Source organism: Mesorhizobium sp. C120A (genome assembly GCF_030323105.1).
In the GTDB taxonomy this organism is placed as follows: Bacteria; Pseudomonadota; Alphaproteobacteria; order Rhizobiales; family Rhizobiaceae; genus Mesorhizobium.
The window spans coordinates 5,347,471-5,362,573 of the sequence record NZ_CP100476.1; the positions used below are offsets into that span (position 1 = coordinate 5,347,471).

Consider the following 15,103-nt stretch of genomic DNA (forward strand, 5'->3'; position numbering starts at 1 on the left):
AATGGTTGGAACAACTGGATCTTGAGTGCGAACTTCGCTCGGCCGATTGCTTGAACCCAACTGTTGCTTGCCCGAAGGTCACGCAAATATGATACGCAGAGCGCCATGAAAACATTGCGCGGCCATGAACTGACGATCAAATCAACGCCATGCAAAGCTTGAAAATCCTGCTGCTCGGCGCCGCCATCGGATGCGGAGCAGCCCTTCCCGCCGCCGCCTCGTCTTCCGACTGGTACAACAGCGAAGGGGGCAAGGTGCGGCTGGTGACAACAGGCAAGGCCGACGAGGCCGGTCGCATACAGGGCGTTCTCGACATCGCGCTCAAGCCCGGCTGGAAGACCTATTGGCGCGATCCGGGCGACGCGGGCGTGCCGCCGCAGATCGACATTGCGGCCAGCACCAACATCACCGATGCGGCGTTTTCCTTCCCTCCGCCTCAGCGCCATGACGACGGCTACGGCAAATGGGCCGGCTACAACCATCCGGTCTCGCTGCCGGTGACGTTCACTTTGTCGTCGCCTGGGGATGCGGCCGTCATCGACGCCGACATCTTTCTTGGCATCTGCGAGACGATCTGTATTCCGGTGCAGACGCGGCTGAGCGTCGATCCCGCCGCCGATCCCGACAATGCCGAGGATGCGGCGCTGGTGAAGGCTGCACTCGCCACCTTGCCCGCGCCTGCCAAGCCCGATTTCGGGATCAAGGTGCTGCCGGGCGACCATGAGACGCTGATCGTCGAGGCGACTTTTCCCGGCGATCCGGAGGCGGCGGATTTATTCGTCGCCGGGGGACGCGACTATATGTTCGGGGCGCCTGCACGCAGCGAAAAGGACGGCCGGCTGGTGTTTACCATTCCGATCCTCGACCGGCCGTCGACGACACCGACCGATGGCGGGTTGTATTACACCCTGACAAGTGCCGAAGGCGCGGTCGAGGGCGTTCTGCCGTTCCCCTGATACGGAACCCGATCCAGGCTTTCCCTTGATCCAGGCCTTGTCGGCGGTTGCGGGAGATGCCCGATTTCGCTATCGCAAGAAACCTTCCCTGCTTTTCACACGAGGACCATCATGACGATTGCCGTTGGCGACAAACTGCCCGATGCGACCTTCAAGGAAATGACCGCCGACGGCGCCAAGGTGATCACCTCGGCCGAGATTTTTGCGGGCAAGAAAGTGGTGCTGTTCGGTGTTCCCGGCGCGTTCACGCCGACCTGCAGCAACAACCACCTGCCGGGCTATCTTGAGAACCACGATGCCATCCTGGCCCGCGGCGTCGACACCATCGCCGTCGTGTCGGTCAACGACGTCCATGTCATGGGTGCCTGGGCCAATTTCACCGGCGGTCAAGGCAAGATCCTCTATCTCGCCGACGGCAATGGCGACTTCGCCAAGTCGATCGGCCTCGACTCCGACTATTCCAGCGGCGGCATGGGATTGCGCTCGAAGCGCTTCTCGATGATCGTCGACAACGGCAAGGTCACCGCGCTCAACGTCGAGACCAAGCCAGGAGTCGACACGTCGGGTGCCGCTCACATTCTGAGCCAGCTCTAAACCGCGGCGGCCGCCTCGGCTCATGAACGCGATGGCCTGACGACCACGCGCTTCCAGCCGGATTGCCTGCTTTGGGGGACATCGACGATGTTTGACATCATCTGGCGCAGCATTGCGATTGGCATCGGCGCCACGGTGCTGATGGATCTTTGGGCGCTGTTCCTGCATCTGGCGCTCAGCCAGCCGCGGCCGAACTGGGGGCCGCCCGGCCGCTGGGTCTGGCACCTTAGGGAAGGCAAGGTTTTCCACGACGATATCGCCCATGCCGCACCCTATGCGCATGAGCAGGCGCTGGGCTGGGCCTTCCATTATGTCACCGGCATCGTCTACGGCTTCATCCTGGTGGCGCTGGCGGGCACGGCATGGCTGGACGCGCCGACCTTCCTGCCGGCCTTCATCCTCGGCATGGTCACCATCGGCGCCGGCTGGTTCCTGCTGGCGCCCGGCATGGGCGCCGGCTGGGCTGCGTCAAAGCGCCCCAACGCGATGCAGATCCGCGCCTTCAACGTGATCTCGCACACGGTGTTCGCGCTCGGCCTCTACGGCACGGCCCTGCTGATCCGCTGAGGACAGGTTCTATCCGCTGGTCGCCAGCGGCTTCATCGCGGCTACGGTATCGATGATCTCCTGACATCCGCTTTAGCGCGGCGCCAGACTGTCTATCGGCCGCCATCCGTGGACGACGCGGCGCGTGCCGACATCATAGGCGAAGTAATTGCCGCCGCCGGCCGGCTGATCCGCCGCGCGGCTGATTGCGCGGCCGCTGAGCGAGAGCAGCAAGAGCGTTCCGACGCCGCCATGGCCGACGAAGGCAATGTCGCCGCCGTCGGCAGCACCCAGCACCGTTTCGACCTCGCTGACAATGCGTTGCTGGGCGTCGATGGCCCGTTCCCAGCCGCGAATGCTTTTGTGCGGATTGGCGAAGAACTGGTCGGCGACCGCCTCGAACTCCGGCGGCGGCAGGAAGCCGGTTGCCGACCGATCGTTCTCATGCATGCGCTCCTTCACCTCGACCGCGAGGCCGAGGTGTTTGCCAAGGATCTCGGCGGTTTCGATCGCCTTGCGTTCGGCCGACGAGACGACCCGCCGGATCGACCCGACCCATGGCTGCTCGAGCATGGCTGATGCTCGAGCCCGTCCGATCTCGGACAGCCCCCAGTGCGGCACGGGAACGTTGGCATCGATCTGAACCTGGGGATGGGCGATGTAGTATACGATCGGCATGAGTGAGGTCTCCTGCCGGTAGCTTGAGCTCAATAGCTCTGGGTCGAGCGCCGTGCCCGTGGCGCCGCAGGCTGCTTCTCGGATGCCGCCGGCTTCAGCGCCGCTTTCGGCGCCGCAGGTTTGGCTGAGCCCCTCTTGAACGGCGCCATGCCTTCCCTTGCGAGTTCGTCGGCGCGTTCGTTCTCGGTGTGGCCGGCATGGCCCTTGACCCAGTTCCAGGTCACCTTGTGGCGCCGATTGGCCTCATCCAGCGCCTGCCACAGTTCACCGTTCTTGACCGGCTTCTTGTCAGCGGTCTTCCAGCCGTTTTTCTTCCAGCCGTGGATCCATTTGGAGATACCGTCCATGACATATTTGCTGTCGGTGTGAAGCTCGACGGCGCACGGCTCCTTCAGCGCATTCAGCGCCGAGATGGCGGCCAGCAGCTCCATGCGGTTATTGGTCGTCTCGGCCTCGCCGCCCGACAATTCCCTGGTCTTGCCGTTGAAGCGCAGGATGGCGCCCCAGCCGCCGGGACCGGGATTGCCCGAGCAGGCACCGTCGGTGAAGATTTCAACCTGCTTGGTCATGTCAGTCCGTATTCCGAAGGCGACTTGATCGCGCGGTGGAAGCGCATGCGGCGGATATATTCGGTCGGATCGCGCTTCATGACCAGCCCGCCCTCGGGAACGGTCAGCCAGTCATAGAGCCGAGTCAACATAAAGCGCAGCGCCGAGCCGCGCGAAAGCATCGGCAGCGCTGCTTTCTCGCCATCGCTCAAAGGCCGCACGCTCTGATAGCCGGCCAGCAGCGCCGTGCCTTTGGTCAGGTTGAAGGAGAAATCCTTCTCGAAACACCAGGCGTTGAGACAGGTGGCGACGTCATAGGCGTAGAGGTCGTGGCAGGCGAAATAGAAGTCGATGAGGCCGGACAGTTTCTCGCCGAGGAAGAAGACATTGTCGGGAAACAGATCGGCATGGATGATGCCTGCCGGCAGGCCCTGCGGCCAATGGCGTTCGAAATCCGCGAAATCCGCGTCGACCTCGGCCGCCAGTCCCGGCTCGACCTCGTCGGCTCGGTCGCGCGAGGCATTCCAGAGTTTGCGCCAGCCCTCGATGGCCAGTGCGTTGTCACGCGTCATCGCAAAATCCTGCCCGGCCAAATGCAGTGCGGCGAGGGACTTGCCGACCTCCGCGCAATGCGCCGCTGTCGGCCGCCGCAGCGACAGGCCTTCGAGGAAGGTGATGATGACCGCGGGCCGGCCGGCCAGCGTGCCGATGACGGTGCCGTCATGCGCGGTCACCGGCAACGGGCAGGAAATGCCTTTGCGGGCGAGATGGCCCATCAGGCTGAGGAAGAACGGCAGGTCGGCCTTGTCGACGCGCTTCTCGTAGAGCGTCAGTATGTAAGAGCCGCTTGAGGTGTGCAGCAGGAAATTCGAATTCTCCGTGCCTTCGGCGATACCCTTGTAGGACAAGAGTTCGCCGACCGGATATGCCCTCAGGAACGCGCCGAGTTCGCCTTCATTGACGTCGGTGTAGACCGCCATGGGCTGTTCACGCGGCTCCGTTGACGAAGGCCATGTCGGCCCGCGTCAGTTCGACATCGCGCAGAACCCGCATGACTGGAAAATCCTCCGTTTCGGTGGCCGTGATCGCCAGGTCGATGGTCACCTCGAAGCGCTGGCGGAAGGCGTCGATGATCTCGTCGACGATGATCTCCGGCGCCGACGCGCCGGCAGACAGGCCGAGCGTCGAGATATTTGTGATGTCATTCCACGGAATTTCGGCGGCGCGCTGTACGAGAAGCGACATGGTGGCGCCGGCGCGCTCCGCCACTTCGACAAGACGGCGCGAATTGGAGGAATTGGGCGCACCGACGATCAGATAGAGATCGGCGCCGGCGGCGGTTTCCTTGACCGCTTCCTGGCGGTTGGTGGTGGCGTAGCAGATCGATTCGGCGGCCGGTGCATGCAGCTGCGGGAAGCGCTCCTGCAGCACCCGCAATATGCCGGCAGTGTCTTCGACCGACAACGTTGTCTGGCTGACGAAGCCGAGGGCTTCCGGGTCGGCGGGGGCAAAGGTCGCAGCGTCGGCTTCGGTCTCGATCAGCGTGACGGCGCCTTCCGTCAACTGGCCCATGGTGCCGATCACTTCGGGATGGCCGGCATGGCCGATCAAAAGCACATGGCGGCCGAGCCGCTGATGGCGCATCGCCTGCTTGTGCACCTTGGACACCAGCGGGCAGGTGGCGTCGAGATAGAAGAGCTCGCGTGCCTTGGCGTCGGCCGGCACCGATTTCGGCACGCCGTGGGCCGAGAAGACAACCGGCGACTTGCGGTGCTCGGCCGGGATTTCCGAGAGTTCCTCGATGAAAACCGCGCCAAGGCTTTGCAGGCCCTCGACGACATAGCGGTTGTGAACGATCTCGTGGCGGACATAGACCGGCGCGCCGTATTTCTTCAACGCCAGCACGACAATCTGGATCGCGCGGTCGACGCCGGCGCAAAAGCCGCGCGGCTGGCAGAGCCGGATCGTCAGCGGTGGTTTTGTGGCGGTCTGCAGCATGATTCCAGATCGGTTGATCGTATCGTGACGCGAAATGAGGTGTGCACCCCTGCCCTGTCAAGGGCAGTTGAGATCAGGTTGAATGGTCAACCTGATCCAACTCTTTGTTGGAGCATGATCTTGTCCGAAAAACCGGTTCCCAGTTTTCGGGATCATGCTCTGGATCATTCAGTCTTTGCCGGACGGCGCAGCCTGACGATCAGAACCGCGGCAAGAGCCGCCGCCAGGCCAAACCAGGTGAAGGCATATTGCAGATGAGAGTTCGGCAGGTCGATGATGGTGACGCCGCCGACCGGCAGCCCGCCCGGGTTCGGCGTCTTGTCGGCGTCGATGAAGATCGGCACCAGCACGGCACGCGCCGGCAGGCCGGCACTCGCCGCCATGGCATCGCGGTCCTTCCAGTAGAAGATGTTCTTGGCCACGTCATTGTCGGGCAGCATCATCGACGGCTTGGCCGGCAGCGGGTTGCGCGCCAGGCCGGTGACCGTGACCTTGCCGGTCACCTGCCCTTGCGGGCGCTTGGCGGCATCCTTGAGATCATAGGGAACGAAGCCGCGGTTGATCAGGACGTAGCGGCCATCGTCGAGGGCCAGCGGGGTATAGACGTTGAAGCCGGCGTCGCCGTCCCATGTGGCGTAGAAATGCCGCTCGCCGGAGTGCAGGAACGTCCCGCTGACGGTGACCGGCGTGTAGTCGACATCACCGGTGGCGGCGAATTCCTTCTCGACGTCCGCCAGCGGCCGCGGCGCTGAATGGGTGCGCTGGTCGATGGTCTGCAGAAGGGCTTCCTTCCAGTACAGGCGCTGCACCTGCCATGTGCCAAGCCCGAGCAGGATGACGAACACCACCAGGCCGAGGCCGAGCAGCAATGCCGTCTTCGGCCGCGAGCGGCCGGCGGGCTTGGTCAGCGCCTCGCTCATTGCCCCTGGTCCAGGCGGCCTTCGGCCGCCTTGTTGGCGTATTGAAGCGTCAGCAGCACCCCCTTGATCAGCCTCAGCGCCGTCAGGCACAGCGCCACGGCCAGCGGTATCCAGATGATGAAATGCAGCCACAGCGGCGGGCTCAGCGTCACCTCCACCCACAGCGCCAGCCCGACGACGATGAAGCCGATGATCAGGATGACGAACACCGCCGGGCCGTCGCCGGCATCGGCGTAGGAATAGTCGAGGCCGCAATTGTTGCAGCGCTTGCCGACGGTGAGGAAGCCGGAAAACAGCCGTCCTTCGCCGCAGCGCGGGCAGCGTCCGTGCAGGCCGGCCGAGATCGGCTCGATGGGTGGCCAGATCGCCCTATCTTCACTCATGGATAGTCATGCTTTACGGCTCGATTTCGATCAGCGTTCCATCCGGCACCATAGTCCAGATTTGGTCCATGTCGCAGTCGGTAACCCCAATGCAGCCATCGGTCCAGTCGACCAATTGAAGCAGCCAGCCCGACCAGCCGAATCCGTTGGCCATTGATGGGCGCCGAAAAGACGAAAGGCGACCGCGTTGCCGCGACCGCCCTTCTGATTTGTCGGTTCGGTGAAAGCCGTCAGTGGCCTTCGATCACCGCGCCGACCGATCCCCAGACGTAGATCGATGCGAACAGGAACAGCCAGACCACGTCGACGAAGTGCCAGTACCAAGCAGCCGCCTCGAAGCCGAAATGCTGCTTGGGCGTGAAGTCGCCTTTCCAGGCGCGGATCAGGCAGACCAGCAGGAAGATGGTGCCGATGATGACGTGGAAGCCATGGAAGCCGGTCGCCATGAAGAAGGTGGCGCCGTAGATGGAATCCTTGAAGCCGAACGGAGCGTGCATGTACTCGTAGGCCTGCACCATGGTGAACAGCATGCCGAGGCCGACGGTCAGCACCAGGCCGTTGATCAGGCCCTTGCGGTCGCCATGGATGAGCGAATGGTGCGCCCATGTCACCGTGGTGCCCGACAGAAGCAGGATGATGGTGTTGTAGAGCGGCAGATGGAAGGGATCGAGGACTTCGAGACCCTTCGGCGGCCAGACGCCACCAGTGAAAGCGGTGCGGGCGTAATTCTGCACTTCGCTCGGAAACAGGCTGGCATCGAAATAGGCCCAGAACCAGGCAACGAAGAACATCACTTCCGAAGCGATGAACATGATCATGCCGTAGCGCAGATGCAGCGACACGACGCGCGTGTGGTGGCCCTCATGCGCTTCCTTGATGGTGTCCGACCACCAGGCAAACATCGTGTAGAGGACGATGACCAGGCCGATGAAGAACAGCCATGGATTGGCGATGTTGTGGCCGAAAATTGGAAAATCGCCGTTCTTGAGATACTGCATCAGGGCGACGCCGCCGACTGCAGTCACCAGTGCGCCGATCGACCCCAGGAAGGGCCACGGGCTCGGGTTGACGAGATGGTAGTCGTGTTGTGGTTTTGCGTGCGCGTCTGCCATATCAACCCCCGAGATTTGCTTCGGTATCTGAAACTTTGCTGCTGCTGTTCGGCGTCGATGACGCCACCGGCTTGTTCTTTTGGACCGGGAACATCGTGTAGGACAGGGTGATCGTCTTCAAGTCCTTCAGTTCCGGCACGTTGACGATATCGGGATCCACATAGAACACGACTGGCATGTCCAGCGTCTCGCCGGGCTTCAGCGTCGTGTCGGTGAAGCAGAAACACTCGACCTTGTTGAAGTAGGGGCCCGCCAGTTCCGGCTGCACGTTGAAGGTGGCGCGGCCGGTAACGGCGCGGTCGAGCTTGTTGGTGGCGCTGTAATGCGCCTGCGTGGTCTCGCCGATCTTGATGGTGACCGAACGGGCGACCGGCTGGAACTGCCACGGAATGCCGTTGGTGTTGGCGTCGAAGCGCACGGTGATGTCACGGTCGAGGATGCGGCCGGCATATTGCTTTTCGGCGCGCTGCGTGGTGCCGCCATAGCCGGTGGCCTGGCAGAACATCTTGTAGAGCGGCACCGCGGCGTAGGCCATGCCGATCATGCCGCCGAAGAAGGCGACGCAGACGGCGGCGACGACGCGGTTGGTGTTCTTCTTCCTGGGATCGGTCACGGTCTGGCGGGTCATCATCGGCCTCATCCGGTATGGCCGAATTTCACGATGGTCGCGACGTAGAAGATGACGACCAGAATCGCCAGCGCGACGCCGATCGCCGCCGAACGGTTGCGCCGCGCCTTCTTCTGGCTTTCGGTCAGCGTGACCAGTTCAAGCTTCTTGTCGATCATAGTCATGCTCCACCGATGGCCAAAGCGCGACCGACGACACAGTCGGCAAGATAGATGGCGAAGATGGCGAAGAGGTAGAGCAGCGAATAGGCGAACAGAGCCTTGGCCGGCTTCATGACGCGGTCGCTATCGGTCATGCACAGCACTTTCCAGGCATACCAGACGAAGCCGGCGCCGAGAGCCACTGATGCGACGCCATAGAAGGCGGTAGTGAAACCGAGCACCCAGGGCAGCACGCCGATCGGCGCCAGGATCAGGGCGTAGGCAAAGATCTGGCGGCGGGTCGAGGCCTGGCCGGCAACGTTCGGCATCATCGGGATGCCGGCCTTGGCGTAGTCGTCGGACTTGAACAGCGCCAGCGCCCAGAAGTGCGGCGGCGTCCACAGGAAGATGATCAGGAACAGGACGAGGCTTTCCAGGCTCACCGTTCCGGTCACCGCGGCCCAGCCGATGACCGGCGGGATGGCGCCGGCGGCGCCGCCGATGACGATGTTCTGCGGCGTCGAGCGCTTCAGCCACATCGTGTAGACGACGGCGTAGAAGAAGATGGTGAAGGCAAGCAGCGCCGCCGACAGCCAGTTGACCAGCACGCCCAGGGTCATCACCGACAGCACCGAAAGCACAAGGCCGAAGCTCAGGGCTTCGCCGGGCAGGATGCGGCCGGACGGTACCGGGCGGCCGGCGGTCCGGCTCATCACCGCATCGATGTCGGCGTCGTACCACATGTTGAGCGCACCCGAGGCGCCGGCGCCGATGGCAATGGCCAGGATGGCGATCACCGCCAGCAGCGGGTTGATGGTCACGGGCGCAGCGACCATGCCGACAAAGGCCGTGAACACCACCAGCGACATGACGCGCGGCTTCAGCAGGGCGAAGAAATCGCCCGACGTGGCTTCCGACATGCGAAAGCCCGCTTCGTCAATCATTGGGTCGTCGACAAGGGCCATGCGTACATAAGTCCAATCATTCCGTTGGCCGAAAACCGCCGGCGGGCCGGCGGTTTCGTATTCGGGCTGCCTTACTTGATCTTCGGCAGCTGTTCCCACTGGTGGAAAGGCGGCGGCGAAGGCAGCTGCCATTCGAGCGTCGTTGCACCCTCGCCCCACGGGTTGGCGCCGGCGACGCGCTTCTTCTGGAAGGCCTCGAACACGCCATAGAGGAAGATCACCACGCCGACGGCCGATATATAGGAGCCGTAGGACGACACCATGTTCCAGCCGGCGAACGCGTCGGGATAGTCGATGGTGCGGCGCGGCATGCCGGCCAGGCCGAGGAAATGCTGCGGGAAGAAGATCAAATTGACGCCGACGAAGGTGACCCAGAAGTGGGTGTTGGCGATCACCGGCGAGTACATGTAGCCGGTCATCTTGGGGAACCAGTAGTACCAGCCGGCGAAGATGGCGAAGACCGCACCCAGCGACAGCACATAGTGGAAGTGGGCAATGACGAAATAGGTGTCATGCAGCGAGCGGTCGAGGCCGGCGTTGGCGAGCTGGACGCCGGTGACGCCGCCGACCGTGAACAGGAAGATGAAGCCCAGCGCCCACAGCATCGGCGTCTTGAACGAGATCGAGCCGCCCCACATCGTCGCGATCCAGGAGAAGATCTTCACGCCTGTCGGTACGGCGATGACCATGGTGGCGAAGACGAAGTAGCGCTGCGTGTCGAGCGACAGGCCGGTCGTGTACATGTGGTGCGCCCAGACGATGAAGCCGACGGCGCCGATCGCGACCATGGCGTAGGCCATGCCGAGATAGCCGAACACCGGCTTCTTCGAGAAGGTCGAGACGATGTGGCTGATGATGCCGAAGCCCGGCAGGATCAGGATGTACACTTCGGGGTGACCAAAGAACCAGAACAGATGCTGGAACAGGATCGGATCGCCGCCGCCATCCGGGGCGAAGAAGGTGGTGCCGAAATTGCGGTCGGTAAGCAGCATGGTGATGCCACCGGCCAGAACCGGAAGCGACAAGAGCAGCAGGAAGGCGGTGATCAGAACCGACCAGGCAAATAGCGGCATTTTGTGCAGCGTCATGCCCGGCGCGCGCATGTTGAAAATGGTGGTGATGAAGTTGATGGCGCCGAGGATCGAGGACGCGCCGGCAATGTGGATCGACAGGATCGCCAGATCCATGGCCGGCCCGGGCTGGCCGGAGGTCGACAGCGGCGGATAGAGCGTCCAGCCGCCGCCAACGCCATAGGCGCCGGGCGCGCTCGGCATGAAAGCCGAAGCGATGAGCAGCAGGAAGGCCGGCGGCAGCAGCCAGAACGAGATGTTGTTCATGCGCGGGAAGGCCATGTCAGGCGCGCCGATCATGATCGGCACCATCCAGTTGGCGAAGCCGCCGATCAGCGCCGGCATGACCATGAAGAAGATCATGATCAGCGCGTGCGCGGTGCCGAAGGCGTTGTACATGCTCTTGCCGCCGTCGATGGCGGCATCGCCGTTCATGCCATAGACCATCTGCGCCAGACCGGTGAAGATCTGGATGCCCGGCTCCTGCAGCTCCATGCGGATGACGACCGAAAGCGCGCCGCCGACGATGCCCGCGAAGATCGCGAAGATCAGGTAGAGCGTGCCGATGTCCTTGTGGTTGGTGGAGTACACCCACCGGACCCAGCCATGATAGGGCTTGTGGTCGTGGTCGTCGTGAGCTGCAGCTTCTGCCATGGTCGGCTCCGTTCCCTAATTCTTGCTAACCCGCGGCATCAATTGCCGGCGGCCGCTACCTTGTTGGTACCGTCGACCTCGGCCATCAGCGCCTTGTTGGCGCCGGGGAGGTCGGTCTTGGCTGCTGCCAGCCAGGTCTTGTACTGCGCATCGGATACGACGCGGACGGCGATCGGCATGAAGGCATGGTCCTTGCCGCAGAGCTGCGAGCACTGGCCGTAATAGATGCCTTCCTTTTCCGCCTTGAACCACGTCTCGTTGGTGCGGCCGGGAACCGCGTCCATCTTGATGCCGAAGGCCGGAACGGCAAAGGAATGGATCACGTCGGCTGCGGTAACCAGGACGCGCGTCATGGTGTTGACCGGCACGACCAGCTCGTTGTCGACCGCCAGCAGGCGCGGATAGACCTTGCGGTCTTCCTTGCCGATCGCGGCGCGGTCGGCGTCCTGCAGGATGGCCGAGTTGAAGGAGAGCGTGTTCTCGGTCTGGTACTCATAGTCCCAGTTCCACTGATTGCCCGTTACCTTGACGGTCAGCTTGGCCTCTTCCGGCGGCGTGTACTGCGCCGTCAGCAACTGGAACGAGGGAATGGCGATGAACAGCAGGACGACGACCGGCCCGACTGTCCAGATGATCTCGATCAGCGTGTTGTGGCTGGTCTTGGACGGAACCGGGTTTTTGCTGGCGCGGAACCTGAAGATGCACCAGGCGAGAAGCGCCAGAACCAAAGCAGTGATCGGGACGACGAACCACATCGTGTAGTTCCCGAACCACTCGATCTGCCGCATCATGTCTGTCGCCGGCGGCTGAAAAGTCATCTCCCACGGCTGCGGCTGGGCCGCATGGGCGGAGGCACCGGCGAAAAATGCGGCGGCGGCGCCTGCCGTTGCCATCAATTTGGCGCTTGCTGGGAATTTTCTCATCGCCCTCTTCATCTCCCGGTTCCTCGCGATCGCGACGCAAGAATATCGAACAATGCCGGGATGGGAATCCCGGACAGTCCCAAGGGTGGTTCAAACCATACTCTATTTCCCTCCGCAAGAAAGGAGCGGGCGAAACCGTGCGGCATTTTTGCGCGCAAGTGCTGCCGCGCTGTTTCGACGGCCTCGTGGCCCGCGCGGGTGGTCGACAGACAGGCTATGCGGGCTTGTGTCAGGAATGCGCCCGACGGTCGCAATTCGGGCGAATTTGCTAGGGAAAAGCGCATTATTGCGCCTGCCGGGGCTGACCGGCGGTCGCCCTATCCTTTACTTGGCCTTGGCGCGGCTTAAAGTGCCGTGATTCGCAATGGAGCCGTCATGACCTCTTGGCTTTCGAGAAACGCCTGGCATTCGAAGAGCGCCTGGCATTCGAAAAGCGCTTGGCTTTCGAGAAGCGGGGCGAAGGTCGTTTTTCTCGCCGCCCTGATCGGTATCGGCTCGTCCGCAACCGGCGTCGCCAATGCAGCGCAGCCCAGCGGCACGGTCAAGTCAACGCATGGCGCGTGGTCGATCATCTGCGACACGCCGGCCGGCGCCACCTCGGAACAATGCGTGATGATGCAGAACGTCGTTGCCGAGGATCGCCCGGAAATGGGACTGTCCGTCGTCGTCCTGCGCACCGCCGACAACAAGGCCGAGATCCTGCGCGTGCTGGCCCCGCTCGGCGTTCTGCTGCCCAATGGCCTGGGCCTCAATGTCGACGGCAAGGATATTGGCCGCGCCTATTTCGTGCGCTGCTTCCAAGACGGCTGCTATGCCGAGGTCATTCTCGAAAAGCCGCTGCTCGATACGCTGAAGACCGGGACGTCGGCCACCTTCATCGTCTTCCAGACGCCGGAAGAAGGCATCGGCATCCCCGTCGACCTCAAGGGCTTCGCCGACGGTTTTGCCGCCCTGCCCTGAGCTTGATGCTTGCGAAACCGTCTTTCCTCACAATTCCCACGGGTTTGATCTTTGGCTGTGGGGGTCATCATGCGTGCTTGTTCTTTGCTTTTGTCGACCGGTCTAATCCTGACCGGCGCCGTTTCCGTCGCCTTTGCCGAGGATTCCGAAATCATCACGGCGCCCGATCCGGCCGTCATTTTCGAGCTTGCGAAAGGCTATGGCTCGGCCAAGATGGACAAGGACGACGGGGCGATCCGATGGTCTCGGGCCGGCTTCAGGGCATGAAATATGTCATCTACTTCTATGGCTGCGAAAACCATGAGAAGTGCAAGTCGATCCAGTTCTCCTCGGGCTATACCGACCCCTTCACGGCCGACCAGGCCAATGAATGGAACAAGAAATATCGCTGGGTGAAGGCCTTTTCGGGTGACGGGTCGAACTTCAAGATGGATGTCATGTTCAGGGGCGGGGCTACCCGCTCCTACCTGCTGCGGATCGTCATTGCGGATTGTGCAGGCGCGTCTTCGCGCCTACATCGTGGCAACACCATTCCTCCTGTGAGCGGACCTGCCATGAACAGCCTGACCGGCCAATTCGACATTTCAGATGATCGCATCAAGCGGATCGTCGCCGACACACTGAACGGCGCCGACGACGGCGAACTGTTCCTCGAATACAGCGAGAGCGAAGCGCTGATGTTCGACAATGGCAGGCTGAAGACCGCCAATTTCAACACCGACCAGGGTTTTGGCCTGCGCGCCGTGGCCGGCGAGGCCAGCGGCTACGCTCATTCCAGCGATCTTTCGGAGGCGTCGCTGCTGCGCGCCGCCGACGCCGTCTCGACAGTCAGGGGCGGCTATTCCGGCACGCTTGCCGCGGCACCCGCGCGCACCAACCGCCATCTCTATGGCGAGGAGAACCCGATCCCCTCGCCCTCCTTCGAGGTCAAGGCCAAGCTGTTGCAGGAAATCGACGCATGGCTGCGCGCCGAGGACCCGCGCGTGCGCCAGGTGACGGCCTCGCTCGCGGCGTCCTGGCAGCATGTCGAGATCGTGCGCGCCGACGGCCAGATCGTGCGCGACATCCGCCCGCTGGTCCGCATCAACGTTTCCGTCGTCGTCGGCGACGGCGACCGCCAGGAAAGCGGCTCCTATGGCATGGGCGGGCGCAAGGCGTTCGGCGAGTTCCTGGTCGAGGACGCCTGGAAGCATGCGGCCAGGGAGGCGCTCAGGCAGGCGCTGGTCAATCTCGAAGCCATTCCCGCGCCGGCCGGAACGTTCGACATCGTTTTGTCCAGCGGCTGGCCAGGCGTGATGCTGCACGAAGCCGTCGGCCATGGGCTGGAGGGCGACTTCAACCGCAAGAAGACCTCCGCCTTTGCCGGCCTGCTCGGCCAGCAGGTCGCCGCCAAGGGCGTTACCGTGGTCGATGACGGCACCATGCCGGAGCGGCGGGGTTCGCTGACCGTCGACGATGAAGGCACGCCTTCGGCCCGCAATGTGCTGATCGAGGACGGCAAGCTTGTCGGCTACATGCAGGACCGCCAGAACGCCCGGCTGATGGGCATGAAAGCCACGGGAAACGGCCGGCGCGAAGGCTATGCGCACCAGCCGATGCCGCGCATGACCAACACCTATATGACGGCGGGCGACATGGAGCCGGACGAGATCATCGCCTCGGTCAAGAACGGCATCTATGCCGTATCCTTCGGCGGCGGCCAGGTCGACATCACCTCAGGCAAGTTCGTGTTCGGCTGCACCGAGGCCTACATGATCGAAAACGGCAAGGTGACGCAGCCGATCAAGGGCGCCATGCTGATCGGCAACGGACCGGACGCCATGCACCGTGTGTCGATGATCGGCAACGACATGAAACTCGACACCGGCATCGGCATGTGCGGCAAGGCCGGACAAGGCGTGCCGGTCGGCGTCGGCCAGCCGCATCTCAGGATGAACCAGATGACGGTCGGCGGCACCAGGGTTTGAGCGAGGAGACGTCGGCGGGCTTGAATAGTTCCCCTCACAGGGATATCTTACCTTTGTCTTA

At 62.9% G+C, this 15,103-nt stretch carries 19 protein-coding genes; 6 read left to right on the plus strand and 13 right to left on the minus strand.

Features of this window, described 5'->3' with window-relative positions; translation table 11 throughout:
• Positions 1-149 precede the first annotated feature (149 nt).
• The 3 genes from NL532_RS26250 (at position 150) to NL532_RS26260 (ending at position 2,117) form a co-directional block, all read left to right on the plus strand.
• The gene (locus tag NL532_RS26250) at positions 150-956 is read left to right on the plus strand and encodes a protein-disulfide reductase DsbD domain-containing protein (protein ID WP_023830043.1); all 807 of its coding nucleotides are present in this window, start codon (positions 150-152) and stop codon (positions 954-956) included.
• 111 nt (positions 957-1,067) lie between these two features.
• On the plus strand, positions 1,068-1,550 hold the full coding sequence (locus NL532_RS26255; protein ID WP_023668407.1) for a peroxiredoxin: 483 nt from the start codon (positions 1,068-1,070) through the stop codon (positions 1,548-1,550).
• 87 nt (positions 1,551-1,637) lie between these two features.
• Positions 1,638-2,117, plus strand: a complete 480-nt coding sequence (locus tag NL532_RS26260; protein WP_023816782.1) for a DUF2938 domain-containing protein — start codon at positions 1,638-1,640, stop codon at positions 2,115-2,117.
• A gap of 72 nt (positions 2,118-2,189) precedes the next feature.
• On the opposite strand, the gene NL532_RS26265 is transcribed toward NL532_RS26260, so the two are convergent.
• The 13 genes from NL532_RS26265 to coxB all read right to left on the minus strand — a co-directional run bounded on the left by NL532_RS26265 (position 2,190) and on the right by coxB (position 12,127).
• The gene (locus tag NL532_RS26265; protein WP_023830042.1) at positions 2,190-2,774 is read right to left on the minus strand and encodes a histidine phosphatase family protein; all 585 of its coding nucleotides are present in this window, start codon (positions 2,772-2,774) and stop codon (positions 2,190-2,192) included.
• 29 nt (positions 2,775-2,803) lie between these two features.
• Positions 2,804-3,343 carry a ribonuclease HI gene (gene rnhA, locus NL532_RS26270; protein WP_023727481.1) on the minus strand — a complete coding sequence of 180 codons (540 nt, stop codon included), beginning with the start codon at positions 3,341-3,343 and terminating at the stop codon, positions 2,804-2,806.
• Positions 3,340-4,302 carry a homoserine kinase gene (locus NL532_RS26275; protein WP_023830041.1) on the minus strand — a complete coding sequence of 321 codons (963 nt, stop codon included), beginning with the start codon at positions 4,300-4,302 and terminating at the stop codon, positions 3,340-3,342. Before NL532_RS26275 ends, rnhA begins: the two co-directional genes overlap by 4 nt.
• Positions 4,303-4,309: 7 nt before the next feature.
• Entirely contained in the window at positions 4,310-5,320 is a 1,011-nt protein-coding gene (gene ispH / locus NL532_RS26280) for a 4-hydroxy-3-methylbut-2-enyl diphosphate reductase (RefSeq protein WP_023830040.1), read from the minus strand.
• Positions 5,321-5,484: 164 nt separating this feature from the next.
• Positions 5,485-6,240 (minus strand): SURF1 family protein, encoded by a 756-nt coding sequence (locus tag NL532_RS26285; RefSeq protein WP_023735577.1) that lies wholly within the window; start codon positions 6,238-6,240, stop codon positions 5,485-5,487.
• Entirely contained in the window at positions 6,237-6,623 is a 387-nt protein-coding gene (locus tag NL532_RS26290) for a DUF983 domain-containing protein (RefSeq protein WP_023668414.1), read from the minus strand. Before NL532_RS26290 ends, NL532_RS26285 begins: the two co-directional genes overlap by 4 nt.
• Before the next feature lie 13 nt (positions 6,624-6,636).
• Entirely contained in the window at positions 6,637-6,777 is a 141-nt protein-coding gene (locus NL532_RS26295) for a L,D-transpeptidase family protein (RefSeq protein WP_023732093.1), read from the minus strand.
• A 76-nt stretch (positions 6,778-6,853) separates the two neighbouring features.
• Positions 6,854-7,735 carry a cytochrome c oxidase subunit 3 gene (locus NL532_RS26300; protein WP_023668416.1) on the minus strand — a complete coding sequence of 294 codons (882 nt, stop codon included), beginning with the start codon at positions 7,733-7,735 and terminating at the stop codon, positions 6,854-6,856.
• 1 nt (position 7,736) lies between these two features.
• The gene (locus tag NL532_RS26305; RefSeq protein WP_023687150.1) at positions 7,737-8,363 is read right to left on the minus strand and encodes a cytochrome c oxidase assembly protein; all 627 of its coding nucleotides are present in this window, start codon (positions 8,361-8,363) and stop codon (positions 7,737-7,739) included.
• A gap of 8 nt (positions 8,364-8,371) precedes the next feature.
• Positions 8,372-8,527, minus strand: a complete 156-nt coding sequence (locus NL532_RS26310; RefSeq protein ID WP_023668418.1) for a cytochrome c oxidase system small membrane protein — start codon at positions 8,525-8,527, stop codon at positions 8,372-8,374.
• Positions 8,524-9,468, minus strand: coding sequence for a heme o synthase (locus tag NL532_RS26315; RefSeq protein ID WP_023668419.1), 945 nt, complete (start codon positions 9,466-9,468; stop codon positions 8,524-8,526). Before NL532_RS26315 ends, NL532_RS26310 begins: the two co-directional genes overlap by 4 nt.
• Positions 9,469-9,539: 71 nt before the next feature.
• Positions 9,540-11,192: a cytochrome c oxidase subunit I gene (gene ctaD, locus NL532_RS26320; protein ID WP_023668420.1), complete on the minus strand. Its 1,653-nt coding sequence runs from the start codon at positions 11,190-11,192 to the stop codon at positions 9,540-9,542.
• 38 nt (positions 11,193-11,230) lie between these two features.
• Complete coding sequence (gene coxB / locus NL532_RS26325) at positions 11,231-12,127, minus strand: cytochrome c oxidase subunit II (protein ID WP_050485823.1); 897 nt, start codon at positions 12,125-12,127, stop codon at positions 11,231-11,233.
• A 363-nt stretch (positions 12,128-12,490) separates the two neighbouring features.
• Between coxB and NL532_RS26330 the strand changes: the two genes are divergently transcribed.
• The 3 genes from NL532_RS26330 (at position 12,491) to tldD (ending at position 15,042) form a co-directional block, all read left to right on the plus strand.
• Complete coding sequence (locus NL532_RS26330; protein ID WP_023668422.1) at positions 12,491-13,075, plus strand: invasion associated locus B family protein; 585 nt, start codon at positions 12,491-12,493, stop codon at positions 13,073-13,075.
• Positions 13,076-13,144: 69 nt separating this feature from the next.
• Positions 13,145-13,342: a hypothetical protein gene (locus tag NL532_RS26335; protein ID WP_155923284.1), complete on the plus strand. Its 198-nt coding sequence runs from the start codon at positions 13,145-13,147 to the stop codon at positions 13,340-13,342.
• Positions 13,339-15,042 (plus strand): metalloprotease TldD, encoded by a 1,704-nt coding sequence (tldD, locus tag NL532_RS26340; protein ID WP_023816786.1) that lies wholly within the window; start codon positions 13,339-13,341, stop codon positions 15,040-15,042. Before NL532_RS26335 ends, tldD begins: the two co-directional genes overlap by 4 nt.
• Positions 15,043-15,103: the final 61 nt, after the last annotated feature.